The following is a 22,332-nucleotide window of genomic DNA, read 5'->3' as shown; positions in this document are numbered from 1 at the left end:
GCAAGCCTCGCTCCTACAGGTTGTGCGTGATCCCTGTAGGAGGCTTGCCCGCGAGGAGGCCGGCCTAGCCAATCGAGAACCGTCAGACTTGCCCACGCAACTGCTCGAACAATATCCGACTCACCGGCGACAGCGCCGCTTCATCACGCACCACCAAAATAAGCGCCCGATCCGACCAGTCATCCGTCAACGGCACCGCATGCAATCCCAACGCCCGGCCAAACAATTCATAAGCCTTCTGCGGCAGGATCCCAATGCCCATGTTGGCCTGAACCATCCGGCACATCGCATCGAACCCCGGTACATGAATCCGCAACCGCAGCACCTTGCCGGCCTTGCGCGCAGCTGCGTGGGTGCGCATGTTGATCGAACTGGCGGCATGCAGACCGACGTAATCGCTGTCCAGCGTATCGGCGAAAGCCAGGCTGGAACGACTCGCCAACGGATGATCGGGCAGCATCAACACCACCAGTTTGTCCTTTCGATACAGCACGCTGTGCAGGCCTTTGACGTCGCTGTCGCTGGAGCAGATTCCAAGGTCGGCCACGCCATCGAGCACGCCCTGAATCACCCCGCTGCTGGGACGTTCTTCGAGGTCGGTCTTGACCTGGGGATGACGCTCGGAAAAGTCCCGCAGGTCTTCGGGCAAAAACTGAATGATCGCCGACAAATTGGCGAGCATCCGCACATAACCGCGCACCCCGTGGCTGTGCTCGCCCAGTTCGAGGCCCATTTTTTCGACGTTGAACAACATCTGCCGGGCATGGTGCAGCAGGGTTTCACCGGCCGGCGTCAGGGTCATGCCTTTGGCCTGGCGCACAAACAGACTGATGCCCAGCGCTTCCTCCAACTCCATCAGCCGTTTGCTGGCGGCCGACACTGCGATGGCTTCGCGGCTCGCGGCACGGGTCAGGGTGCCTTCTTCGTGGACGGCGACAAACAGCTGGAGGGTGATCAGGTCGAGGCGGCGGATCAGGCTTTTTTGCAGCATGGAGGGCTCGATGACTTCAGTTCGGCTGAGTCGGCAGGATAGCCCGGTTTTGGCCCACACCATCACATGGCATCGCCCTGCTGAAAAAGTCGCGCCACTTGATGTAGCTTTACGCACCCACGTCGGGGACGTCGGTTTCTGAAACCCAAGGAAGACCCCCATGAAGAGCAGCACCACCCTCCTCGTCACCTGCAGCACGGTGTTTCTCGCCCAACTGGGCATGAGCATTTACCTGCCGGCGTTGCCGGACATTGCCCGGGGTCTGTCAGCCGACGCCTCGCAGGTGTCCTGGGGGTTGGCCGTGTACCTGATCGGCATGGCGCTGCCGATGTTGTTCTGGGGCAGTCTGGGGCAGCGCATTGGCCGAAAGCCGGTGTTGCTCGCCGCACTCGGTATCTACGGGCTGGGTAACCTTGCCCTGCCCTTGAGCCAGTCGCTTGAAACGTTCCTGTTCTGGCGTCTGGTCCAGGGGATGGGTGCCAGCGGGATTTCGGTCATGGCGCGGGTATTGATCCGCGACAGTTTCCGCGGTGACCTGCTGGCCAAGGCGCTGTCCTGGATCTCGATTTCGTTTGTAGTGGCGCTGGGGATCGGCCAGTACCTGGGGTCGATCATTCAGGTGGTGCTGGGCTGGCCGGCGATTTTCTATCTGTTGGGTGGCGCGAGTCTGTTGATGGCGATGGCGGTGGCGCGGGTCACGTTCCCGCTGCTGAACGAGGAGCCTGTCCAGTCGTCCGCCTGGCCGAGTTACTGGCGCATTTTGCGTGATCGCGCCTTCCTGCTGCCGGCACTCGCCGGCGGCCTCGGTTATGGGGTGATCATTGCGTTCAACACCGCAGCGCCGCTGATTCTGCAAGGCCCCTTCAACTGGTCGGCCGTGGAATACGGGCTGTTGGGCTGGCCGATCAGCGCGGCGTATTTCCTGGGGGCGTTGGGGGTCAATGCCTTCGTGCTTCGCACCGGTCAACGCTGGCTGATGACGGCGGGCGTGGGCCTGGTATTGGGCGGTAGCGCGGTGATGTTGCTGGGGAGCATCGCGGGCACTTCCGTTGCGCTGCTGCTCTGGTTGCCATACTGCTTTGCCGTGTTTGGGCAGTCTTTGAACTACCCGATCAGCCTGTCCCTGGCCAACGACGGCTCGCCGGTCGGCGGGGCTTATGCGATGGCGTTGAGTGGTTTCATCCACCAGCTGATGGCCGCCATCATCGGCGCGATTGCCAGTCTGATCGCGAGCCAGCAAGCATGGCCACTGTCCCTGTTTTGCACCTTGCTGGCCTTGGGCGCGATGGTGTGCGTGAGGCTCGCGCCCGGCCGGCAAACCGACTAGAACGCGCTGCGGAAAATCTCCTCGATCTGGCGCTGATCCGCCGCCCGTGGATTAGTCAGGCCGCACGCGTCTTTCAGCGCGTTGGTCGCGAGCGTCGGGATGTCGTTGAGCTTGGCGCCGAGTTCACGCAAACCGGCGGGAATCTCGATGTCGCTGGACAGGCTGCGGATCGCCGTGATGGCCGCTTGAGCACCCTCTTCCGGGCTTAAGCCACGGATATCGGCGCCCATCGCGTGGGCCACATCGGTCAGGCGCGGGGCGCAGACCAGCGCATTGAAACTCTGCACGTGGGGCAGCAGCACCGCGTTGCATACGCCATGCGGCAAGTCATAGAACCCGCCCAACTGGTGAGCCATGGCGTGGACAAATCCCAGGGAGGCGTTGTTGAACGCCATGCCGGCGAGAAACTGTGCGTAAGCCATGTTTTCCCGTGCCGCCATGTCGCTGCCATTGCGCACGGCCAGACGCAGGTTGCTGCTGATCAAGGTGATGGCTTTCAGTGCGCAGGCATCGGTAATCGGATTGGCGGCGGTGGACACGTAGGCTTCGATGGCATGAGTCAGCGCGTCCATGCCGGTGGCGGCGGTCAATCCCTTGGGCATGGCGACCATCAGCGCCGGGTCGTTGACCGACAGCAACGGCGTGACGTTGCGGTCGACGATGGCCATTTTCACATGGCGCGATTCGTCGGTGATGATGCAAAAACGGGTCATTTCGCTGGCCGTGCCGGCGGTGGTATTGATCGCGATCAGCGGCAATTGCGGTTGGGTCGATCGGTCGACGCCTTCGTAGTCGCGGATCTCCCCGCCGTTGGTCGCACACAACGCGATGCCCTTGGCGCAGTCATGGGGCGAACCACCGCCGAGCGACACCACAAAATCACAACGACTTTCCTTGAGCAGGCCCAGGCCGCGCTCGACGTTGGCCATGCTCGGATTCGGTTTGGCGCCGTCGAAAATCACCGAGTCGATGTCCTGCATTGCCAGTTTTTCAGCAATCATCTTCGCCACACCGGCCTTGGCCAGCCCGGCGTCGGTGACGATCAGCGCCTTGCGAAAGCCGTATTTGCCAATGGCAACCATGGCTTCGTCCAGGCAGTCATTGCCCATGATGTTAACGGCGGGAATGAAAAACGTGCTGCTCATGAGCGATTCTCCTGGCTAAACCGATCGGTAGTGCCGATCCGGCGGGTGCGCACAGGATCGACGCTTCGGGCAGGCAGTAACTTGATCTGGCTCAAGTCCCGGTCGTGATAAAGTCGCCGCCCATCAGACCTTTTGCTTTGAGACTTTGACCGCAATGACCGATTTCCAGGATGTTGATGCCCAACTTGAAGACTGGAACGCCTTGCGCGCCACCGCCTCGTTCAGCGGTTTGCTGGTCGGCAACGGCGCCAGCCGTGCGGTGTGGGACGACTTCGGCTACGACTCGTTGTTCGAAAATGCCCGCACCGTCGAAGAAAAACCCCTGAGCCAGTCCGAGCTGAGCGTGTTCGACGCCATGCAGACCCGCAGTTTCGAACAGGTGCTGAGTGCGCTGAAAATCACCAGCCGGGTCAACAAGGCCCTGGCCGTCAGCTCCGCTGCGCCGCGTAATCGTTACTACGCGATCAAGGAAGCGCTGATCAACACGGTCCACGCGGTGCACATCCCGTGGCGACTGGTGGTGCCGTCTACCCTGGCCGCCATCAGTCAGGAACTGGGCCGCTATCGGACCGTGTTCACCACCAATTACGACTTGCTCAACTACTGGGCGATCCAGCATCAGCCGGATGCCATCACCGATCTGTTCCAGGGCGCCGAACCGGGTTTTGATTTGAGCGCCACAGCGACCGATAAAACCCGTTTGTTGTACCTGCACGGTGGCCTGCACCTGGTGCGCAATCAGGACGGCACGGCGCGCAAGCTGATGTCGACGGAGGGCACATTGCTGGGCAGTTTCGCCATCAACAACACCATCAAGACTCTGGACGATGTGCCGCTGTTCGTCAACGAAGGGCCGGCGCAGGACAAGCTCAAGACCATTCGCAGCTCGGATTATCTGTCGTTTTGCTATGACCAGTTGCTGAGCCATGGTGAGGGGTTATGCCTGTTCGGGCATGCCTTGGGCGAGCAGGACAGCCACATCATCCATGCGTTGCGCCAGGCGAAACCCAAGGTAGTGGCAATCTCGATTTACCCGCGCAGCAAGGCGTTTATCCTGCATCAGAAGCGGCATTACACGAAGGTGTTTGAGGGAACGGGGTCAGAACTGCGGTTTTTTGATTCGAAGACCCATGCGCTCGGCAGCACGAAGCTCACAGTTCCCGTCGAGGTCTGAAGCGAACACCGAACCTGTGGCAAGGGAGCTTGCTCCCGCTGGGCTGCGAAGCGGCCCCTGCATTCTTTCAGAGAAAACGCATTGTCAGGTTTTACGACTGCTTCGCAGCCGAGCGGGAGCAAGCTCCCTCGCCACAACAGCACCGCAACTTCATTCCTCAGCGCTATGCACCACCACCAGCAACTGCGCCTGAACCTCCCCCACTGAGCGAATCCGGTGCGGTTTCTGCGCATTGAAGTGCAGCGCATCCCCGCGATTGAGCAGCACGCGCTCGTTCATGAAGTCCACTTCCACCTGCCCTTCGTGGACGAACAGAAACTCTTCCCCCACGTGTTCCTTGAAGGTTTTATCCGCGAATTCTGTCGGGGGATAAATCATGAACGGCAGCAGGCTGCGCTCGCTGACCTGGTGGGCCAGCACCGCGTAGCCGGGGCTTTCATCGTTGGCCGCCAGGGACTGGCGCTCGTCGCTGCGCACCAGGCTGTAGCTGTCGAGGCTGATGTTGTCTTCGGAGAACAACTCCTCGACCTTCACGTTCAGCGCCTTGGCCAGTTTCAGGGCAGCCGCGATCGACGGCGTATTCAGCCCGCGCTCGACTTTCGACAGATAGCTCTTGGTCATGCCGGATTTTTCGGCCAGGGCCTCCAGCGTCACGCCAAGTTTTTTTCTAAGTAATTTCAAACGGATAGACATGAAGAACGATTAATCCATCAAGGAGGCGACGATTTGCCCTTGCCTATGACACAAAGTGTCATATAGCCTTTGCTGTGTCATTTGCATGAACCACCCAAGGACACCGAGATGGCCAAGACCTTAGCATTACCCAAAGAGCAATTGGTCAAGCAAGCGTTGACCCAGATGCAAAACACCCTGGCGGATAATACGTGGACCGACCGGCAAAAGCTGGCCCTGACCTGCCGGATTCTATTTGAAAATGGTCACGACTCCGGCCTGGCCGGGCAAATCACCGCCCGTGGCCCTCAGCCTGGCACCTATTACACTCAACAACTGGGCCTGGGTTTCGACGAGATCACCGCGAGCAATCTGCTGCTGGTCAACGAAGACCTGGAAGTGCTCGAAGGCCACGGCATGCCCAACCCGGCCAACCGTTTCCACAGTTGGGTGTACCGCGCCCGGCCCGACGTGAACTGCATCATTCACACGCACCCGACCCACGTCGCGGCGCTGTCGATGCTCGAAGTGCCGCTGCAGATTTCCCACATGGACCTCTGCCCGCTCTACGACGATTGCGCGTTTCTCGAAGGCTGGCCGGGTGTACCGGTGGGCAACGAAGAAGGTGATTTGATCGCCGGCGCACTGGGCGACAAACGGGCCATCCTGCTGTCGCACCACGGCCAGTTGTCCACCGGCACGACCATCGAAGAAGCCTGTGTCATTGCTCAGCTGATCGAGCGTGCCGCAAAGCTGCAACTGCTGGCGATGAGTGCCGGGACCATCAAACCGATCCTGCCGGACCTGGGCCGCGAAGCCCATGACTGGATCTCGAAACCCAAGCGCCACGGCGCCGCGTTCAACTACTACGCCCGGCAGCACCTGCGTCAACACGCCGATTGCCTGAACTGAACCCACCCATTTCCTGAAGGAGACACGACATGTCGACCCCCGCCATTCACGGCATCATCGGCTACACCATCACCCCATTCACCGCCAATGGCGAAGGCGTCGATCTCGACGCGCTCGGGCGTTCCATCGACCGCTTGATCGACGGCGGCGTCCACGCCATCGCGCCACTGGGCAGCACCGGCGAAGGCGCTTACCTGAGCGACGCGGAGTGGGATCAGGTCAGTGAATTCAGCATCAAGCATGTGGCCAAGCGCGTGCCGACCATCGTCAGTGTGTCCGACCTGACGACCGCCAAAGCCGTGCGCCGCGCCCGTTTCGCCGAAGCCCATGGCGCCGATGTGGTGATGGTGCTGCCGACGTCCTACTGGAAACTCAGCGAAGCGGAAATCCTCGCCCACTACCGCGCCATCGGCGAAAGCATCGGCGTCCCGATCATGCTCTATAACAACCCGGCCACCAGCGGCACCGACATGTCGGTGGACCTGATCCTGCGGATCGTCAACGCCGTGGAGAACGTGACCATGGTCAAGGAGAGCACCGGTGACATCCAGCGCATGCACAAGCTGCAACTGCTCGGCGAAGGCCGGGTGCCGTTCTACAACGGCTGTAACCCGCTGGCGCTGGAAGCGTTTGCGGCGGGTGCGAAAGGTTGGTGCACAGCGGCACCGAACCTGATTCCGCAGCTCAATCTGGATCTGTATGACGCAGTTCTGGCGAACGACCTGGGCAAGGCGCGTGAACTGTTCTATCGCCAGTTGCCGCTGCTGGACTTCATCCTCAAGGGTGGCTTGCCGGCGACGATCAAGGCGGGGCTGCGTGCGACCGGGCTGGAAGTGGGCGATCCGCGGTTGCCGGTGTTTCCACTCGGCGAGGCCGGGATCAGCCAGTTGCAAGACTTGCTGAAAGCCTTGCGCTGATCTCAAGCCGCACACAAAACCCATGTGGGAGTGAGCCTGCTAGCGATGGCGGACTGACATTCAACATCTTCGTCGAATGTTAAGCAGCTATCGCGAGCAGGCTCGCTCCTACAAGGGGAATTGTGTTGGTCCTGAAGGGAGCGATCAAAGCACCGGCAAGGTCTTGTCCTTGATCACGGTGGTCGGCCCATTGGCCTTGACGCTGGCGATGCCTTTATCCATCGCACCAGCGGAAGAGTAGGTCTCGCTGCTGCCGATGACCTCGTGGTTACCGGCCTTGAGATTGAAGTAAGGATGGCCATCCTTGGTGGTTTTCTTTTCGTAGCGCTCATCCAGCGGGCTGTTCTTCTGCACCGAAGCAATGCCGTTGTCGGCAGCACCGCGAGTGGTGTACAGCTCGCTGGTCAGAATGGTTTCGGCGTTGGCGGCCTTCAGTACAAACTTGAACTGACCGTTGCTGCTTTTGCTCACTTCGTACCATCCGGACATGCTCTTTCTCCTTGGCGATTGAGTGGTCTCGCGCTTCAGAGTAAAGACCAGCCCGGGACATCTGTCGCCTGTAATACCGCCATCGCGAGCAGGCTCGCTTCCACATTGGAATGCGTTCCCCCGTGGGAGCGAGCCTGCTCGCGATGGGGCCGGTAAGGCCAGCGCAAAACCAACCTATTTCACCACCGCCCGCACCACCGACAACTCCGGCGCCTGCACCCGTCGCTGACTCAGATACCGCGTACAACTCACCCGCAAGAACGAGGCGAAATTCACCACTTCGCCGCGGTAGTCCATCACCTCTTCATACAGCTTGGCGATCAACTGGTTGGTGGTCATGCCGTCGACCTCGGCGATTTCGCTGAGGATGTCCCAGAACTGATTCTCCAGGCGCAGGGTGGTGACCACCCCGCAGATGCGCAGCGAGCGGGAGCGCGATTCATAGAGAATCGGATCGGCTTTGACGTACAGCTCGCACATGGAAAAGCCCCTCGTTACAGCGTGATTTTGGTGCCCAGCAACCCAAGGAAACCGGCGAGCCAGCTCGGGTGCGCCGGCCAGGCGGGCGCAGTGGCCAGATTGCCTTGTACGTGGCCTTCCGTCACCGGAATATCGATGAACGTACCGCCGGCCAGACGCACTTCCGGCGCGCAGGCCGGGTAAGCGCTGCACTCGCGACCTTCGAGAACTCCAGCTGCCGCGAGCAGTTGCGCACCGTGACACACGGCAGCGATCGGTTTGCCGGCCTTGTCGAATGCGCGCACCAGCTCCAGGACTTTTTCGTTCAGGCGCAGGTATTCCGGCGCACGACCGCCGGGGATCAGCAGCGCGTCGTAGTCGGATTCAGCGACTTTGGCGAAATCGAAGTTCAGGGCAAACAAGTGACCGGGTTTTTCGCTGTAGGTCTGGTCGCCTTCGAAGTCGTGAATCGCCGTGCGCACAGTCTGGCCGTCGGATTTGTCCGGGCAAACGGCGTGCACCGTGTGGCCGACCATCAGCAGCGCCTGGAAAGGCACCATCACTTCGTAGTCTTCGACGTAATCGCCGACCAGCATCAGAATTTTCTTGGCAGCCATGGGGAGGACTCCTCTGGGAAATGCATAGGAGTATTCAAGGTAGTCCTTATCCGTGGGGTCGGGTAATAACCAGCTACTACCTGATAGACCGCGTTATCGTTTTTCGCGGGCAAGCCTCGCTCCTACAAAGGCACCACCATACCGGTAGCGCGAAGGCGCCCTTCAACTGTACGGATAACTCTGCGCCTATCTGTAACAGCGCGATCCCCGTGGTTTATGGCTAGATGAAGTCTCTTCCCGCCACCTAACATTCTGGTCCCCCATCATGTCCTCGCGCGAAAACACCGGCATGGCCCTCGGCCTGCTCGGCGTTGTGATCTTCAGCCTCACCTTGCCCTTCACGCGGATCGTCGTGCAGGAACTTCATCCGCTGCTCAACGGCCTGGGCCGGGCGTTGTTTGCGGCGGTGCCGGCGGCGATGTTGTTGCTGTGGCGCCGGGAAAAATGGCCAACCTGGAAACAGGTCAAAGGCCTGACACTGGTGATCGCAGGCGTGATCCTCGGTTTTCCGGTGTTGTCGGCCTGGGCCATGCAAACCTTGCCGGCCTCCCACGGCGCACTGGTCAACGGTTTGCAGCCGCTGTGCGTCGCGCTTTACGCCGCGTGGTTGTCCCACGAACGACCGTCGAAAGCCTTCTGGGCCTGCGCGGCGTTGGGCAGTGCGCTGGTGTTGGGTTATGCGCTGATCAGCGGGGCCGGCAGTATTCAGGCCGGTGATTTGCTGATGCTCGGGGCGATTGCCGTGGGCGGCCTGGGTTATGCCGAGGGCGGCCGGTTGGCCAAGGAGATGGGCGGCTGGCAGGTGATCTGCTGGGCGCTGGTGTTATCGACGCCGCTGCTGATCGGACCGGTGGTCTATTTGGCGCTGCAACACCAGGGCGAAATATCCGCCAAGACTTGGTGGGCGTTTGGTTATGTTTCGCTGTTCTCGCAGTTCATCGGGTTCTTTGCCTGGTACGCCGGGTTGGCGATGGGCGGCATTGCCCGAGTCAGTCAGATCCAGCTGTTGCAGATCTTCTTCACCATCGCGTTTTCGGCGCTGTTCTTTGGTGAACATATCGAGCCGATCACCTGGCTGTTTGCCGCCGGGGTGATCGTGACGGTGATGCTCGGACGCAAGACCGCCATCAAACCCGCCCGCATTGCCACTACGTGACCTGTAGGAGCCAGGCTTGCCGGCGAAGGCGTCGGCACTATCGCCTTCGCCGGCAAGCCTGGCTCCTACAGGGTCATGCGGTGTTTTAGAGGTAGCCGTCGGCGCGCAGCAGGGTTTCCAGGCAATGTTCGCTGATGTGGTAGAAATCCTTCAGCTCCTGGATCTTCACCAACAGCTGGGCCGGGTCGACCGGCTCGGCGCGTTTGACCGCCAAAATCATCTTGTTCTTGTTGGTGTGGTCCAGTGAGATGAACTCGAACACCTTGGTTTCATAACCACAGGCTTCCAGGAACAGCGCTCGCAGGCTGTCGGTGACCATTTCCGCTTGCTGGCCCAGGTGCAGACCGTATTGCAGCATCGGCTTGAGCAGCGCCGGGCTCTGGATTTGCAGGCGGATCTGTTTGTGGCAGCACGGCGAGCACATGATGATCGAGGCGCCGGAGCGGATGCCGGTGTGAATCGCGTAGTCGGTGGCGATGTCACAGGCGTGCAGCGCGATCATCACGTCCAGCTCGCTCGGCGCGACGCTTCGCACGTCACCGCACTTGAACACTAGCCCCGGATGCTCAAGCTTGGCGGCGGCGGCATTGCACAGGTTGACCATTTCTTCGCGCAACTCGACGCCGGTCACCACGGCTTCGGCCTTCAAGGTGTTGCGCAGATAGTCGTGGATCGCAAAGGTCAGGTATCCCTTGCCCGAACCGAAATCCGCCACCTGCACCGGTTTGTCCAGGGCCAGGGGCGAGGTGGTCAGCGCATGGCTGAAGACTTCGATGAACTTGTTGATCTGCTTCCACTTGCGCGACATCGCCGGGATCAGCTCGTGCTTGCTGTTTGTCACGCCGAGGTCAGCGAGGAACGGCCGGTTCAGGTCGAGGAAACGGTTCTTCTCGCGGTTATGCTCGGCGGACGGCACTTCGCGCAATTGCTGAGGTTTGCTCTTGAACAGCGAAGACTTGCCCTTTTTGCTGTATTCGAGCTGAGCTTCGTCAGTCAGCGACAGTAAATGCGCATTTTTGAACGAGGCCGGCAACAGCGCGCCGATGGTCGCGACGCCCTCGGCAAGCGGCAGGTTCTTGGTGATGTCGCGGGTCTTGTAGCGGTAGACGAAGGACAGGCAGGCCTGATCCTTGACCGTCAGTTGCTTGATGATCAACCGCTGCAAATCGGCTTCGGTGCCGACGTACTTGGCCAGGACCAGTTTGATGAAGGCATTCTGGTCGAGGCTGGTTTGCAGCAGGTCGATGAACTGGGCGTGGTGATCCGGCGCGAGGCTGGCGGGAGTGGCGGTGACAGACATGGAAAAAACGGCCTCGGGCGGAGCGGATCGGGAATGGCGGGTATTTTAGGGGGGATGGCATACGAGGGCACGGGTAATTTCCCGAACGGTGCGAAACCCGAAGCAAAAACGCTACTGGGTTGAGTGGGATTGTGTGGGATTGTGTGGCGAGGGAGCTTGCTCCCGCTGGGCTGCGAAGCAGCCCTACCCCCTGCAACCGTGTTTATCTGAATGACCGCATTGGCTGATTTGGGGGGCCGCTTCGCGCCCCAGCGGGGGCAAGCTCCCTCGCCACAAAAGCCCTCTCCCCACAGAAGGTGTATCAATTCCAGAAGTGAAATCAGCCCAACACCACTAACCGATTCGGCAACTCATTGCGCACGTGCGTCACCGGCACATGCACCTTGAGCAGCTCGCCGCACGCCTCGACGCACGTCACAAACCCCTGCAACGTCTGGCCCTGCTTCACCTGTTGAGTAAACGCCGCAACGATCGCGTCCCAGTTCTTGTTATCCAGCCGCTTGGAAATCCCTTCATCCACCAGAATTTCCACGTACCGCTCAGCTTCGCAGACAAAAATCAGCATCCCGGTGCTACCCACCGTGTGGTGCAGGTTTTGCTCCAGAAACTGCCGGCGCGCCAGATTTGACGCTCGCCAATGCCGCACCGAGCGCGGGATCAGGTGGGTGGTGACTTTCGGAATCCGGAACACCAGGCACAGCACGATGAACGTGATCCATTGCACCAGCAGCAAACTGTGCAGGGTCAGCCAGCCTGTCAGGTAATGCACGATACCCGGCACCACCAGCGCCAGCAGGCTGGCCCAGAGCAGCGGGATGTACGCGTAGTCGTCGGCGCGGGCCGCGAGCACCGTCACCAGTTCGGCGTCGGTGTCGCGCTCGACCCGGGCAATCGCCTCGGCGACTTTGCGTTGTTCGTGTTCAGTCAGTAATGCCATGTCTAAAAGTGCCCATTCATTATTATGCTCACCAGCCGCCCGACGAACCGCCGCCCCCGAAACTGCCGCCACCCCCACTGAAGCCCCCGCCACCGCCGCCGAAACCTCCACCGCCGAAACCGCCCCTCGAACTGCCTCGACCACCGCCACCGCTGGGCAGGATACCGAGCATCTGGCAGACGAAAATCGTCAGGATAAACAGCAACACCAGGAACACGAACACGCCCGGATGGCGGGATACGAAATCGTCGCCCTCATCCCCTCTCGGCTCATAGACCGTCGACGGTTCATCCAGCGGATTGCCGCCCAGCACCACCAGCATCGCGGCGACCCCGTCGCTGATGCCCTTGCTGAAGTTGCCGGTCTTGAACGCTGGCGTGATCACCTGGTTGATGATCACCGAACTCTGCGCATCGGTCAGGCGATCTTCCAGGCCGTAACCGACTTCGATGCGCAATTTACGATCATCGCGCGCAACGATCAGCAACGCGCCGGTGTTTTTATCCTTCTGGCCGATGCCCCAGTAGCGCCCCAGCTGATAGCCGAAATCGGCAATGTCGGTGCCCTGCAAGTTCGGCAACGTCACCACGACCAACTGCTCGCCCGTGGCTTTTTCATGGGCCTGGAGCTGCTGCGTCAGTTGCTCACGAACCGACGGCTCGATCATCTGGGCGTTATCCACCACCCGTCCGGTCAGCTGCGGAAACTTCAACTCGGCCTGGGCTGTCAGGGCAAACACCCACAGCACCAGCACCAGGCCCACTTTCAACACGCGCATTGGCAACCTCATCCGTGGTGACGCGTCAAGCCGATCAGAACTTCACTTCTGGCGCTTTTTCGGCATCGGGGCTCGTGGCCTCGAAGGTTTCGCGGATCGGCAAATCGCTGTACATCACCGTGTGCCACAGGCGACCCGGGAAGGTGCGGATTTCGGTGTTGTACTTCTGCACCGCGAGGATAAAGTCGCGACGCGCCACGGCGATGCGATTCTCGGTGCCCTCGAGCTGCGATTGCAACGCAAGGAAATTCTGGTTGGCCTTGAGGTCCGGGTAACGTTCGGACACCACCATCAAACGGCTCAAGGCGCCGGTCAGCTGATCCTGCGCCTGCTGGAACTGCTTGAGTTTTTCCGGGTTGTCCAGGGTGCTGGCATCCACCTGGATCGAGGTCGCCTTGGCTCGGGCTTCGATCACCGCGGTCAGGGTTTCTTCCTCATGTTTGGCGTAGCCCTTGACGGTTTCCACCAGGTTGGGGATCAGGTCGGCGCGGCGCTGGTACTGGTTCTGCACCTGGCCCCAGGCAGCCTTGGCCTGTTCGTCGAGGGTAGGAATGTTGTTGATGCCGCAGCCCGCCAGCAGCGTGGTGAGCAACATCAAGGCTGCAACCTGCAGGCTCGACCGAGTGTGGTGTCGTACATTCATCTGGTTGACGCTCCCTTGCACCTTCCGTTGAAAAACAACCAGCGACCTTCTGAGCGGTCTCTTGGGGCATAATCTGCCCCCGCCACTGGATTGCATCGAGCCAATGGGCTAAAAGATGCCCCAGCGCCAAACGCTGCAGAAGTGTGCTGCATTTACCTGAACAACAATAGTCGCTCCCTAAATTTTGGCTGATCGGCGCGTATTCACTGCCGTTTAGGCCTTTGAGAAAACTATTCATGAAGAAGCTGTGTTTGCTGGGCCTGTTCGTCAGCCTGGCCAGTCATACCGTATTGGCCGCCACGACGCCCGCACCTTTGGAGAACAAGGACGCTTTCATCACTGACCTGATGAAACAAATGACCCTCGATGAAAAGATCGGCCAGTTGCGCCTGATCAGCATCGGCCCTGAGATGCCTCGGGAGATGATCCGCAAGGAAATCGCCGCCGGCAACATCGGCGGCACCTTCAATTCGATCACGCGCGCGGAAAACCGTCCGATGCAGGACGCGGCCATGCGCAGCCGGTTGAAGATCCCGATGTTCTTCGCCTATGACGTGATCCACGGTCACCGCACGATTTTCCCGATCCCGATTGCCCTGGCCTCGAGCTGGGACATGGACGCCATCGGCCTGTCCGGGCGCATCGCCGCCAAGGAAGCCGCGGCAGACAGCCTCGACATCACCTTTGCGCCGATGGTCGACATTTCCCGTGACCCACGTTGGGGCCGCACCTCCGAAGGCTTCGGCGAAGACACGTACCTGGTGTCGCGCATTGCCGGCGTGATGGTCCGGGCCTTCCAGGGCACCGGCGCGAACGCGGCCGATAGCATCATGGCCAGCGTCAAGCACTTTGCCCTGTACGGTGCGGTCGAGGGCGGTCGTGACTACAACGTCGTCGACATGAGCCCGGTCAAAATGTACCAGGACTACCTGCCACCGTACCGCGCCGCCATCGACGCGGGCGCGGGTGGCGTGATGGTTGCGCTGAACTCGATCAACGGCGTGCCGGCCACCGCCAACACCTGGCTGATGAACGACCTGCTGCGCAAGGATTGGGGCTTCAAGGGCCTGGCGGTCAGTGACCACGGGGCGATTTTCGAGCTGATCAAGCATGGCGTCGCTCGTGACGGTCGCGAAGCCGCGAAGCTGGCGATCAAGGCCGGCATCGACATGAGCATGAACGACACCCTGTACGGCAAAGAGCTGCCGGGACTGTTGAAGGCCGGCGAGATCGAACAGAAAGACATCGATAACGCCGTCCGCGAAGTGCTCGCCGCCAAGTACGACATGGGCCTGTTCAAGGACCCGTACCTGCGCATCGGCAAGGCTGAAGACGATCCGGCCGACACCTACGCCGAAAGCCGTTTGCACCGCGCCGAGGCCCGTGACGTCGCGCGCCGCAGCCTGGTGTTGCTGAAGAACCAGGGCGAGACCCTGCCGCTGAAGAAAACCGCGAAGATCGTGCTGGTCGGTCCGCTGGCCAAGGCGCCAATCGACATGATGGGCAGCTGGGCCGCCGCTGGCCGTCCGGCTCAATCGGTCACCTTGTTCGACGGCATGAACGCCGCTGTTTCAGACAAATCGAAGCTGATCTACGCCCGTGGCGCCAATATCACCAGCGACAAGAAAGTGCTGGATTACCTGAACTTCCTCAACTTCGATGCGCCGGAAGTGGTGGATGATCCGCGTTCCGCCCAAGTGCTGATCGACGAAGCGGTGAAGGCCGCCAAAGACGCTGATGTCGTGGTTGCCGCTGTCGGCGAGTCCCGTGGCATGTCCCACGAATCGTCGAGCCGCACCGACCTGAACATCCCGGCCAACCAGCGCGACCTGATCAAGGCGCTGAAAGCCACCGGCAAACCGCTGGTGCTGGTGTTGATGAACGGCCGCCCGCTGTCGATTCTCGAAGAGAAGGAACAGGCTGACGCGATTCTGGAAACCTGGTTCAGCGGCACCGAAGGCGGCAACGCCATCGCGGACGTGCTGTTCGGCGACTACAACCCATCGGGCAAACTGCCGATCACCTTCCCGCGTTCGGTGGGCCAGATTCCGACCTACTACAACCACCTGAGCATTGGCCGGCCGTTCACGCCGGGCAAACCGGGCAACTACACCTCGCAGTATTTCGATGACACCACCGGCCCGCTGTTTCCGTTCGGTTTCGGCCTGAGCTACACCGATTTCAGCCTGAGCGACATGGCCTTGTCGTCGACCACGCTGAACAAGACCGGCAAGCTCGACGCCAGCGTCATGGTGAAAAACACCGGCAAGCGCGACGGCGAAACCGTGGTGCAGCTGTACATCCAGGACGTGACCGGCTCGATGATCCGCCCCGTCAAGGAACTGAAGAACTTCCAGAAAATCACGCTGAAGGCCGGCGAACAGAAAGTCGTGCACTTCACCATCACCGAAGACGACCTGAAGTTCTTCAATGCCCAGCTCAAATACGCAGCGGAGCCAGGCAAGTTCAACGTGCAGATCGGCCTGGATTCCCAGGACGTGACGCAGCAGAGCTTTGAATTGCTGTAACCCCTGACACACCGCAATAAACCTGTGGGAGCGAGCCTGCTCGCGATGAGGGCATAACATTCAACATCTTTGTTGGCTGTTACACCGCCATCGCGAGCAGGCTCGCTCCCACAGTGATTTTGGGTGTGACGACTATCCGCGTCGATCCAGCAGATTCACCACCAGCCGATCCACCCATCCCCAAACCCTTTGCTTGACCCGCCGCCACAGTGGCCGGCTTTGCCATGCCTCCAGGCTCACTTCCTGGCTCTGTGCAAAGTCCTTCTCGAAACTCGCCACTACCGCACGCGTCAACCCTGGGTCCAGCGCTTCAAGGTTGGCTTCCAGATTGAAGCGCAAATTCCAGTGATCGAAATTGCATGAGCCGATGCTCACCCAGTCATCGATCAAGACCATTTTCAGGTGCAGGAAACACGGCTGGTATTCGAAGATCTTCACCCCGGACTTGAGCAATCGCGGGTAATAACGATGCCCGGCGTAGCGCACCGACGGGTGATCGGTGCGTGGCCCGGTCAGCAGCAGACGCACATCGACGCCTCGGCCGGCAGCCCTGCGCAATGAACGGCGGACTTTCCAGGTCGGCAGAAAGTACGGCGTGGCCAGCCAGACCCGCCGCTGACCGCTGTTCAGCGCTCGAATCAGCGATTGCAGGATGTCGCGGTGCTGGCGGGCGTCGGCATAGGCCACCCGCCCCATCCCTTCGCCCATGGACGGCACCCGTGGCAGACGCGGCAGGCCGAAGTGCGCCGCAGGTCTCCAGGCGCGGCGATGGCGGTTGGCGATCCATTGCCGGTCGAACAGCAGCTGCCAGTCGATGACCAAGGGGCCGGTGATTTCCACCATCACTTCATGCCATTCGCTGGTGTCTTCGCCCGGCGTCCAGAACTCGTCCGTGACGCCCGTGCCGCCGACCACCGCCAGACTCTGATCGACCAGCAACAGCTTGCGGTGATCGCGGTAAAAGTTACCGACCCAGCGTCGCCAGCTCAGGCGATTGTAGAAACGCAGTTCCACACCCGCCGCCATCAGGCGCTGACGCAAGGTCAAGGTGAATGCAAGGCTGCCGTAGTCATCGAACAGACAGCGCACACGCACGCCGCGCTCGGCGGCCTGCACCAACGCCTGCACCATGGCCTCGGCACAGGCGCCCGCTTCCACCAGATACAACTCCAGCTCGACCTGTTCTTCGGCGCGGGCAATCGCGACCAACATGCGCGGGAAAAACTCCGGGCCGTCGATCAGCAGTTCAAAGTGGTTGCCTGCACGCCAGGGAAAGATTGCACCGGCCATGTCAGCGCGCCGTGAAAATCAGTACCGCACCCACCGGCACCGACAGGCTGATGGCCGACAATCCAGCGACCTTGCGCAAACTTTCCAGGCCCGGTGCCAGATCGAAGTCTTCGGCATTGATGATAATCGGCTCGAGGGTCACCACCTGGAAGCGCCGGTCATCAAGACGGGTCGCCAGCAGTTCGGCGTTGTATTCGTGGGTTTTACCGTGAAGGTTGACGGTCAGCGGCAAGCGCAGCTCCAGTTGGGCACCGGGCGCGAGATCGCTGATCGGGCGCAGATCGATCTGCGCGGTGATCAGCGCTTCAGGGAAGGTCTGGATCTCAAACAGTTCCTTGCGCATGCGTTCGTCGCGCAGCGGGATGCCGCTGTTCACCGACTCCATCTCGACTTCCACCTCGGCCAGGCCCTTGGGGCTGACTTTGCCGTGCAACACCAGGAAGCGCTGCACTTCGGAAATGTTGGCGTTTTTGGTGCTGATGAAGGACAGCCGAGAGGACTCGCCATCGAGATACCAATTGGCCTCGGCCGACAACGAAGCGCCGGCCAGAAGCAGGAAGGCGAGGGTTTTGGAAAGGGACCGCTTGAACATAGAGACTCATGGGGCAAATAAACCTGAGCGAACCTTAACCGCCCTGAGGCAGGTTGCAAACTCTAATGCCACAACAGCCCTGCACCACAAGTAATTCCAGCGTGTTCAGGGTTGCAGGCGGCAGCCTTGGTGTTCGCCGATCCATTGCGCGCTGTTGCTGCGGCCCATGCCGCTGACGGTCACGCGCTGGCTGGCGGGGTCTTCGGTGAAACCGCTGGTGGGCAACCACTGCTTCACGTAGCGGTGGCAATACTCGGCGTCGTTCTTCATCACGTACCGGCACGAGCAATATTCCTTGGCGGTGTAGCCGCTGATGATGTCGGGGAACGCCCGCAACGCCACTCGCTCCTGCCAGATCCAGCCGAGCAAAGCTATCAGCGCTACTAACATCAGCGCGCTAAACGGTCGGCGACGAACAAAACGGTGGCGGTTCATGGCTGCACCTTCCCGGCAAAGGCCTTGAGCGCGAGCTTGAGCAATTCGTTGTGCTGATAGATCTCGTCGCGGTCATCGCCGTAGCGCACGATCACCAGCTGTTCGCCGGGAATCACGTACATCGCCTGCCCCCAATGGCCCAAAGCGGCAAAGGTGTCGGCCGGAGCATCCGGCCAGGGTCGGGCAGCGCCCTCCACCGCGCGATTGAGCCACCAATGACCGCCGGGGACCGCATCATCCTGATTGGCTTGATAACGGGCGAAGGGTTCGCGGTTGAAGGCGACCCAGTCTTTGAGCAGCAGCTGTCGATCACCCCAACGACCGTCACGCGCCATCAGCAGGCCGACGCGCGCCAGGTCCCGGGCGGTGAGGTAGGCATAAGAGGACGCGACGAAAGTGCCCGTGGCATCGGTTTCCCAGACGGCATGGCGAATTCCTAGCGGCTCGAACAATGCTGCCCATGGATAGTCCGGGTAACGGGCCGGACCGACGATGGTTTTCAGCGCGGCGGCCAGCAGATTGCTGTCGCCACTGGAGTACCGAAAGGCCTGGCCTGGTTTGGCGTACTCAGCGTGATCAGCGGTGAACGCCGCCATGTCGTGATGACCCAGGGTGTAGAGCATGGCGACCACCGAGGACTTCAACGGCGCGTATTCGTAGTCTTCCTGCCAGTCCAGGCCTGAAGCCCAGTGCAACAGGTCGGCCAGGGTCATTGCCGGGTGTTTCGCCAACGGCGGGTAAAACCGCACCGCAGGGTCCTCAAGTTTGAAAAGGCCCTCGCCATAGGCCACACCCAGGACCGTGGCCATCAGGCTTTTGCTGATGGACCAGGTCAGGTGCGCGGTGTCGGCCGTGGTCGGGCCGGCGTAGCGTTCGTAGATCAGTTGGCCGTCGCGGATTACCAGCAAGGCATCGGTGCGGATGCCTTTTCGAGTGGTGTCATCGCGAGGCGGGAAGGCGTAAGTCTCCAGGGCTTGAAGTGCGGGGCCGGAGACGTTCGGGCCGGTCGACCATTGCTCGGCGGGCCAGGTTTCGGCGTGGGCCGTGAGGCAGAGCAGCAGCGTGAAAATCAGGGGCAAGCCTTTGAACATGGCGGGGGCTCGGCGGGGTGGGCTTGCTGAGCCTAGTCGAGGTTGATGACAGTTTTGGAATGTGTGTCGCCTATGCGGCCGCCTTCGCGGGCAAGCCTCGCTCCTACAGGAGTTCGCGATCCAATATAGGAGCGAGCGGTGCGGCGATCCGACTTGCCCGCGAAGAGGCCTGTCAGATCGCCGCCAACGCCTTGGCCAATCGCTTGCCTCTGGCCCCCGCCGCCAGATCCATCACACTCTGATCACGCTGCCACATCGCCGCCCAGTGCTGCGGGCCATCAGCCAGAGCCTCGTTCAGCTCAGCCTTGAGCCCCTCGAATTGCGCAAACAATCCCCCCAGCAGCACATGCCCGGCCAGATTGTTCGGCGCCTGCCGGCTGACTTCCGCGCACCCGGCCAGCAGCGCCAGCAACCGCAATTGCAGGGCCTGCGGCCAGTCACTGTCCTGCCCCACCCCATACAGCCACGCGGTCATCGCGCTCAATACATAAATGTCTTCCAGCGTGCGGAACGGTTTGACGTAGGCATCCCAGCCATCCCCCGCGAGTAGTTCGCACTGGGCGTTGTCCAGAAACAACCGACCGTGGCTGATGTCCGGCATCAGCGCGATGGCCGGGAGTTTTTCCAGGCGCACGCCCGGTTCATCGGGATAGACCACCGCCAGACTCAAGCGCGGCGTTTCGCCGGACGCTTCACTGCGCGCGGCAACCAGCAGCCAGTCGGCCGCATCGCCAGCGGTGACGAAATCCTTGCGCCCACTCACGCGTAAATCGCTCAGACGCGTCTGCATGTCCGCCACCCGCAGACTGCGCTGTTCGGTGGCACACAACGCGCCGAGGCTCAGCGGCGCGCTCGGCCAGAGCATGCGCAGCGCCGCCTGATAGCCCACCAGAAACGCCAGCCCCGGCGTCGACATCAAACGCCCGCCGACCACCGCCAGTTCCAATGGCGTGACCGTGCCCAACGCGTGCAACAAGGTCGCGAACCCCTCCGCCAGGTCCGGGTTGACGGGCAGGCGATCGCGGCGATTCAACAGGTTTTGCCAGGGCATAAGAGGCTCCTTGTGGGCTGTCATGTAAGCATCACCAAAGCTTCATGGCGATGACACCGGGGCTACATAGCCTGACTTTGCACAACACGGCTGCATAAAGAAAGTCGATCGGCTTTAACCCAAGACGGGTTGACCAGCCCGCACGGAGATTCCCATGACTCAGATCGCCCGCATCAGCGACACCGGCAATGAACGCCGCCTGCAAGCCGAACGCCTGGTGGGCGCCGAGGCCTTGCAGGAAGCCCAGGCCTTGCGCTTCAACGTCTTCAGCGGCGAGTTCAACGCCAAGCTCAAAGGCGCGGAGTTGGGTCTGGACATGGACGACTATGATGTTCACTGCGCCCACATTGGCGTGCGTGACTTGAACACCGGGCGCCTGGTGGCGACCACCCGTTTGCTCGATCACACGGCCGCGAGCAGCCTGGGCAAGTTCTACAGCGAAGAAGAGTTCAGCCTCCATGGTCTGGTCCACTTGAAAGGCCCGATCCTGGAAATCGGCCGCACCTGCGTCGACCCGGCTTATCGCAACGGCGGCACCATCGCGGTGCTCTGGGGCGAACTGGCCGAAGTGCTGAATCAGGGCGGCTACAGCTATTTGATGGGTTGCGCGAGCATTCCGATGCAAGACGGCGGGATTCAGGCCCACGCGATCATGCAGCGTCTGCGGGAACGTTATCTGTGCACCGAACACCTGCGGGCCGAGCCGAAAAAACCGCTGCCGGTCCTGGACCTCCCGTCCAACGTGATCGCCGAAATGCCGCCGCTGCTCAAGGCCTACATGCGTCTGGGCGCGAAGATCTGCGGTGAGCCGTGCTGGGACGAAGACTTCCAGGTCGCCGATGTGTTCATCCTGCTCAAGCGCGACGAACTCTGCCCACGTTATGCCAAGCACTTCAAGGCGGCAGTCTGATGAGCCGGTTGCGGGTGTACGCACGGATTGCGCGAGTACTGGTGGTGGTCGCGCTGGGGTTGAGCATGGCCAGCGTGTTCGGGCTTTTCGAGCGGCTGGGCATTGCCCATTCGATGGTCCGCCGCCAACGCTGGTCGCGGTTTTTCATGGCGCGGTTGAGCAACGCCCTGCCCTTTCGCGTGACGGTTCACGGTGAACTGCCGAAGGAGCCGATGCTTTGGGTCAGCAATCACGTGTCGTGGACCGACATTCCGTTGCTGGGCATGCTCACGCCAATGTCGTTTCTGTCCAAGGCCGAAGTGCGCACCTGGCCGGTGGCCGGTTGGTTGGCGGCCAAGGCCGGCAGCCTGTTTATCCGTCGCGGCTCGGGTGACAGCCAGCTGATTCGCAAACAGATGACGCGCCACCTGGCGCAGGCACACCCACTGCTGATGTTCCCTGAAGGCACCACCACCAATGGACGTTCGTTGCGTACCTTTCATGGTCGCTTGTTGTCAGCAGCGATTGATTCTGAAGTGAAGCTGCAGCCGGTGGCGATTCGTTATCTACGTGACGGTGAACTCGACTCACTGGCGCCGTTCATTGGCGATGATGATTTGCTGTCGCACTTGATGCGGTTGTTCGCCAATGATCGCGGGGAAGTGGAAATCAAAGTGCTCAAGCCGATCGCTTGCGAAGGCCGGGAGCGTGCGGCGCTGGCGTTCGAGGCACAGCAGGCGGTGCAGAAATCGTTGTTTGGGGCCATCCCTCAGGCGCAATCGGAACCGCTGCGCCCCGCGATCGCGGCGTGAAACAAATTCCCTGAAGAAACACCAAAAACCTTGTGGGAGCGAGCCTGCTCGCGATAGCGGTTTTACATTCAACAATGATGCTGAATGACACACCGCTATCGCGAGCAGGCTCACTCCTACAAGGGGT

At 60.9% G+C, this 22,332-nt stretch carries 23 protein-coding genes; 8 read left to right on the top strand and 15 right to left on the bottom strand.

Annotated features, from left to right (window positions below):
• Positions 1-82 precede the first annotated feature (82 nt).
• Positions 83-991, bottom strand: a complete 909-nt coding sequence (locus AC1ROI_RS14705) for a LysR family transcriptional regulator (RefSeq protein WP_102595569.1) — start codon at positions 989-991, stop codon at positions 83-85.
• A gap of 160 nt (positions 992-1,151) precedes the next feature.
• Between AC1ROI_RS14705 and AC1ROI_RS14700 the strand changes: the two genes are divergently transcribed.
• Positions 1,152-2,318, top strand: a complete 1,167-nt coding sequence (locus tag AC1ROI_RS14700; RefSeq protein WP_102595570.1) for a multidrug effflux MFS transporter — start codon at positions 1,152-1,154, stop codon at positions 2,316-2,318.
• On the opposite strand, the gene yiaY is transcribed toward AC1ROI_RS14700, so the two are convergent.
• Positions 2,315-3,463: an L-threonine dehydrogenase gene (gene yiaY / locus AC1ROI_RS14695; protein ID WP_010462467.1), complete on the bottom strand. Its 1,149-nt coding sequence runs from the start codon at positions 3,461-3,463 to the stop codon at positions 2,315-2,317. The genes AC1ROI_RS14700 and yiaY overlap by 4 nt on opposite strands.
• 154 nt (positions 3,464-3,617) lie before the next feature.
• Between yiaY and AC1ROI_RS14690 the strand changes: the two genes are divergently transcribed.
• Positions 3,618-4,637 carry a DUF4917 family protein gene (locus AC1ROI_RS14690; RefSeq protein ID WP_102595571.1) on the top strand — a complete coding sequence of 340 codons (1,020 nt, stop codon included), beginning with the start codon at positions 3,618-3,620 and terminating at the stop codon, positions 4,635-4,637.
• A 150-nt stretch (positions 4,638-4,787) separates the two neighbouring features.
• On the opposite strand, the gene AC1ROI_RS14685 is transcribed toward AC1ROI_RS14690, so the two are convergent.
• Positions 4,788-5,330: a helix-turn-helix domain-containing protein gene (locus AC1ROI_RS14685; protein WP_102595572.1), complete on the bottom strand. Its 543-nt coding sequence runs from the start codon at positions 5,328-5,330 to the stop codon at positions 4,788-4,790.
• Positions 5,331-5,438: 108 nt separating this feature from the next.
• Here AC1ROI_RS14685 and AC1ROI_RS14680 point away from each other — a divergent pair, with 108 nt between their 5' ends.
• Both AC1ROI_RS14680 and AC1ROI_RS14675 read left to right on the top strand, forming a co-directional pair.
• On the top strand, positions 5,439-6,221 hold the full coding sequence (locus tag AC1ROI_RS14680) for an aldolase (RefSeq protein WP_010462472.1): 783 nt from the start codon (positions 5,439-5,441) through the stop codon (positions 6,219-6,221).
• A 29-nt stretch (positions 6,222-6,250) separates the two neighbouring features.
• Positions 6,251-7,138 carry a dihydrodipicolinate synthase family protein gene (locus AC1ROI_RS14675; RefSeq protein ID WP_102595573.1) on the top strand — a complete coding sequence of 296 codons (888 nt, stop codon included), beginning with the start codon at positions 6,251-6,253 and terminating at the stop codon, positions 7,136-7,138.
• Between the two features lie 144 nt (positions 7,139-7,282).
• Here the strand turns inward: AC1ROI_RS14675 and AC1ROI_RS14670 are convergent, their stop codons facing one another.
• From AC1ROI_RS14670 to AC1ROI_RS14660, 3 genes are all read right to left on the bottom strand, one after another.
• Positions 7,283-7,627: a YegP family protein gene (locus AC1ROI_RS14670; protein WP_102595574.1), complete on the bottom strand. Its 345-nt coding sequence runs from the start codon at positions 7,625-7,627 to the stop codon at positions 7,283-7,285.
• 174 nt (positions 7,628-7,801) lie between these two features.
• Complete coding sequence (locus tag AC1ROI_RS14665; RefSeq protein ID WP_008025707.1) at positions 7,802-8,107, bottom strand: ribbon-helix-helix domain-containing protein; 306 nt, start codon at positions 8,105-8,107, stop codon at positions 7,802-7,804.
• A 14-nt stretch (positions 8,108-8,121) separates the two neighbouring features.
• On the bottom strand, positions 8,122-8,703 hold the full coding sequence (locus tag AC1ROI_RS14660) for a DJ-1/PfpI family protein (RefSeq protein ID WP_102595575.1): 582 nt from the start codon (positions 8,701-8,703) through the stop codon (positions 8,122-8,124).
• Between the two features lie 265 nt (positions 8,704-8,968).
• On the opposite strand from AC1ROI_RS14660, the gene AC1ROI_RS14655 reads away from it, so the two are divergent.
• Positions 8,969-9,859, top strand: coding sequence for a DMT family transporter (locus AC1ROI_RS14655; RefSeq protein ID WP_077749584.1), 891 nt, complete (start codon positions 8,969-8,971; stop codon positions 9,857-9,859).
• 85 nt (positions 9,860-9,944) lie between these two features.
• On the opposite strand, the gene AC1ROI_RS14650 is transcribed toward AC1ROI_RS14655, so the two are convergent.
• The 4 genes from AC1ROI_RS14650 to AC1ROI_RS14635 form a co-directional block, all read right to left on the bottom strand.
• Complete coding sequence (locus AC1ROI_RS14650; RefSeq protein ID WP_102595906.1) at positions 9,945-11,159, bottom strand: class I SAM-dependent methyltransferase; 1,215 nt, start codon at positions 11,157-11,159, stop codon at positions 9,945-9,947.
• Positions 11,160-11,478: 319 nt separating this feature from the next.
• Positions 11,479-12,096, bottom strand: coding sequence for a TPM domain-containing protein (locus AC1ROI_RS14645; RefSeq protein WP_010462489.1), 618 nt, complete (start codon positions 12,094-12,096; stop codon positions 11,479-11,481).
• Between the two features lie 28 nt (positions 12,097-12,124).
• Entirely contained in the window at positions 12,125-12,874 is a 750-nt protein-coding gene (locus AC1ROI_RS14640) for a TPM domain-containing protein (RefSeq protein WP_169856214.1), read from the bottom strand.
• A 34-nt stretch (positions 12,875-12,908) separates the two neighbouring features.
• Entirely contained in the window at positions 12,909-13,517 is a 609-nt protein-coding gene (locus AC1ROI_RS14635) for a LemA family protein (protein WP_010462493.1), read from the bottom strand.
• A 236-nt stretch (positions 13,518-13,753) separates the two neighbouring features.
• On the opposite strand from AC1ROI_RS14635, the gene bglX reads away from it, so the two are divergent.
• Positions 13,754-16,045, top strand: a complete 2,292-nt coding sequence (gene bglX / locus AC1ROI_RS14630; protein ID WP_077749543.1) for a beta-glucosidase BglX — start codon at positions 13,754-13,756, stop codon at positions 16,043-16,045.
• Between the two features lie 132 nt (positions 16,046-16,177).
• Here bglX and AC1ROI_RS14625 read toward each other — a convergent pair whose 3' ends face one another.
• The 5 genes from AC1ROI_RS14625 to AC1ROI_RS14605 all read right to left on the bottom strand — a co-directional run bounded on the left by AC1ROI_RS14625 (position 16,178) and on the right by AC1ROI_RS14605 (position 20,504).
• Positions 16,178-17,335 (bottom strand): phospholipase D-like domain-containing protein, encoded by a 1,158-nt coding sequence (locus tag AC1ROI_RS14625; protein ID WP_077749544.1) that lies wholly within the window; start codon positions 17,333-17,335, stop codon positions 16,178-16,180.
• A gap of 1 nt (position 17,336) precedes the next feature.
• Complete coding sequence (locus tag AC1ROI_RS14620) at positions 17,337-17,927, bottom strand: YceI family protein (RefSeq protein ID WP_010462496.1); 591 nt, start codon at positions 17,925-17,927, stop codon at positions 17,337-17,339.
• A gap of 105 nt (positions 17,928-18,032) precedes the next feature.
• Complete coding sequence (locus AC1ROI_RS14615) at positions 18,033-18,362, bottom strand: amidase (RefSeq protein ID WP_077749545.1); 330 nt, start codon at positions 18,360-18,362, stop codon at positions 18,033-18,035.
• Positions 18,359-19,453 carry a serine hydrolase domain-containing protein gene (locus AC1ROI_RS14610; RefSeq protein ID WP_102595853.1) on the bottom strand — a complete coding sequence of 365 codons (1,095 nt, stop codon included), beginning with the start codon at positions 19,451-19,453 and terminating at the stop codon, positions 18,359-18,361. Before AC1ROI_RS14610 ends, AC1ROI_RS14615 begins: the two co-directional genes overlap by 4 nt.
• 172 nt (positions 19,454-19,625) lie before the next feature.
• Positions 19,626-20,504, bottom strand: coding sequence for an acyl-CoA dehydrogenase middle domain-containing protein (locus AC1ROI_RS14605; RefSeq protein ID WP_083374860.1), 879 nt, complete (start codon positions 20,502-20,504; stop codon positions 19,626-19,628).
• Positions 20,505-20,658: 154 nt separating this feature from the next.
• Between AC1ROI_RS14605 and olsB the strand changes: the two genes are divergently transcribed.
• Complete coding sequence (gene olsB, locus AC1ROI_RS14600; protein ID WP_010462503.1) at positions 20,659-21,414, top strand: L-ornithine N(alpha)-acyltransferase; 756 nt, start codon at positions 20,659-20,661, stop codon at positions 21,412-21,414.
• Positions 21,414-22,205, top strand: a complete 792-nt coding sequence (locus AC1ROI_RS14595; RefSeq protein ID WP_077749548.1) for a lysophospholipid acyltransferase family protein — start codon at positions 21,414-21,416, stop codon at positions 22,203-22,205. Before olsB ends, AC1ROI_RS14595 begins: the two co-directional genes overlap by 1 nt.
• The last annotated feature ends 127 nt before the right edge of the window (positions 22,206-22,332 follow it).

The organism is Pseudomonas sp. GW823-FHT02C02 (assembly GCF_058797635.1).
The sequence above is the reverse complement of the archived record's forward strand: the minus strand, read 5'-3'. Positions and strand labels throughout refer to the sequence as shown.

Coding starts and splice junctions, on each gene's coding strand:
- AC1ROI_RS14705 (WP_102595569.1), bottom strand. CDS start 991: ATGCTGCAAAAAAGCCTGATCCGCCGCCTCGACCTGATCACCCTCCAG.
- AC1ROI_RS14700 (WP_102595570.1), top strand. CDS start 1,152: ATGAAGAGCAGCACCACCCTCCTCGTCACCTGCAGCACGGTGTTTCTC.
- yiaY (WP_010462467.1), bottom strand. CDS start 3,463: ATGAGCAGCACGTTTTTCATTCCCGCCGTTAACATCATGGGCAATGAC.
- AC1ROI_RS14690 (WP_102595571.1), top strand. CDS start 3,618: ATGACCGATTTCCAGGATGTTGATGCCCAACTTGAAGACTGGAACGCC.
- AC1ROI_RS14685 (WP_102595572.1), bottom strand. CDS start 5,330: ATGTCTATCCGTTTGAAATTACTTAGAAAAAAACTTGGCGTGACGCTG.
- AC1ROI_RS14680 (WP_010462472.1), top strand. CDS start 5,439: ATGGCCAAGACCTTAGCATTACCCAAAGAGCAATTGGTCAAGCAAGCG.
- AC1ROI_RS14675 (WP_102595573.1), top strand. CDS start 6,251: ATGTCGACCCCCGCCATTCACGGCATCATCGGCTACACCATCACCCCA.
- AC1ROI_RS14670 (WP_102595574.1), bottom strand. CDS start 7,627: ATGTCCGGATGGTACGAAGTGAGCAAAAGCAGCAACGGTCAGTTCAAG.
- AC1ROI_RS14665 (WP_008025707.1), bottom strand. CDS start 8,107: ATGTGCGAGCTGTACGTCAAAGCCGATCCGATTCTCTATGAATCGCGC.
- AC1ROI_RS14660 (WP_102595575.1), bottom strand. CDS start 8,703: ATGGCTGCCAAGAAAATTCTGATGCTGGTCGGCGATTACGTCGAAGAC.
- AC1ROI_RS14655 (WP_077749584.1), top strand. CDS start 8,969: ATGTCCTCGCGCGAAAACACCGGCATGGCCCTCGGCCTGCTCGGCGTT.
- AC1ROI_RS14650 (WP_102595906.1), bottom strand. CDS start 11,159: ATGTCTGTCACCGCCACTCCCGCCAGCCTCGCGCCGGATCACCACGCC.
- AC1ROI_RS14645 (WP_010462489.1), bottom strand. CDS start 12,096: ATGGCATTACTGACTGAACACGAACAACGCAAAGTCGCCGAGGCGATT.
- AC1ROI_RS14640 (WP_169856214.1), bottom strand. CDS start 12,874: ATGCGCGTGTTGAAAGTGGGCCTGGTGCTGGTGCTGTGGGTGTTTGCC.
- AC1ROI_RS14635 (WP_010462493.1), bottom strand. CDS start 13,517: ATGAATGTACGACACCACACTCGGTCGAGCCTGCAGGTTGCAGCCTTG.
- bglX (WP_077749543.1), top strand. CDS start 13,754: ATGAAGAAGCTGTGTTTGCTGGGCCTGTTCGTCAGCCTGGCCAGTCAT.
- AC1ROI_RS14625 (WP_077749544.1), bottom strand. CDS start 17,335: ATGGCCGGTGCAATCTTTCCCTGGCGTGCAGGCAACCACTTTGAACTG.
- AC1ROI_RS14620 (WP_010462496.1), bottom strand. CDS start 17,927: ATGTTCAAGCGGTCCCTTTCCAAAACCCTCGCCTTCCTGCTTCTGGCC.
- AC1ROI_RS14615 (WP_077749545.1), bottom strand. CDS start 18,362: ATGAACCGCCACCGTTTTGTTCGTCGCCGACCGTTTAGCGCGCTGATG.
- AC1ROI_RS14610 (WP_102595853.1), bottom strand. CDS start 19,453: ATGTTCAAAGGCTTGCCCCTGATTTTCACGCTGCTGCTCTGCCTCACG.
- AC1ROI_RS14605 (WP_083374860.1), bottom strand. CDS start 20,504: ATGCCCTGGCAAAACCTGTTGAATCGCCGCGATCGCCTGCCCGTCAAC.
- olsB (WP_010462503.1), top strand. CDS start 20,659: ATGACTCAGATCGCCCGCATCAGCGACACCGGCAATGAACGCCGCCTG.
- AC1ROI_RS14595 (WP_077749548.1), top strand. CDS start 21,414: ATGAGCCGGTTGCGGGTGTACGCACGGATTGCGCGAGTACTGGTGGTG.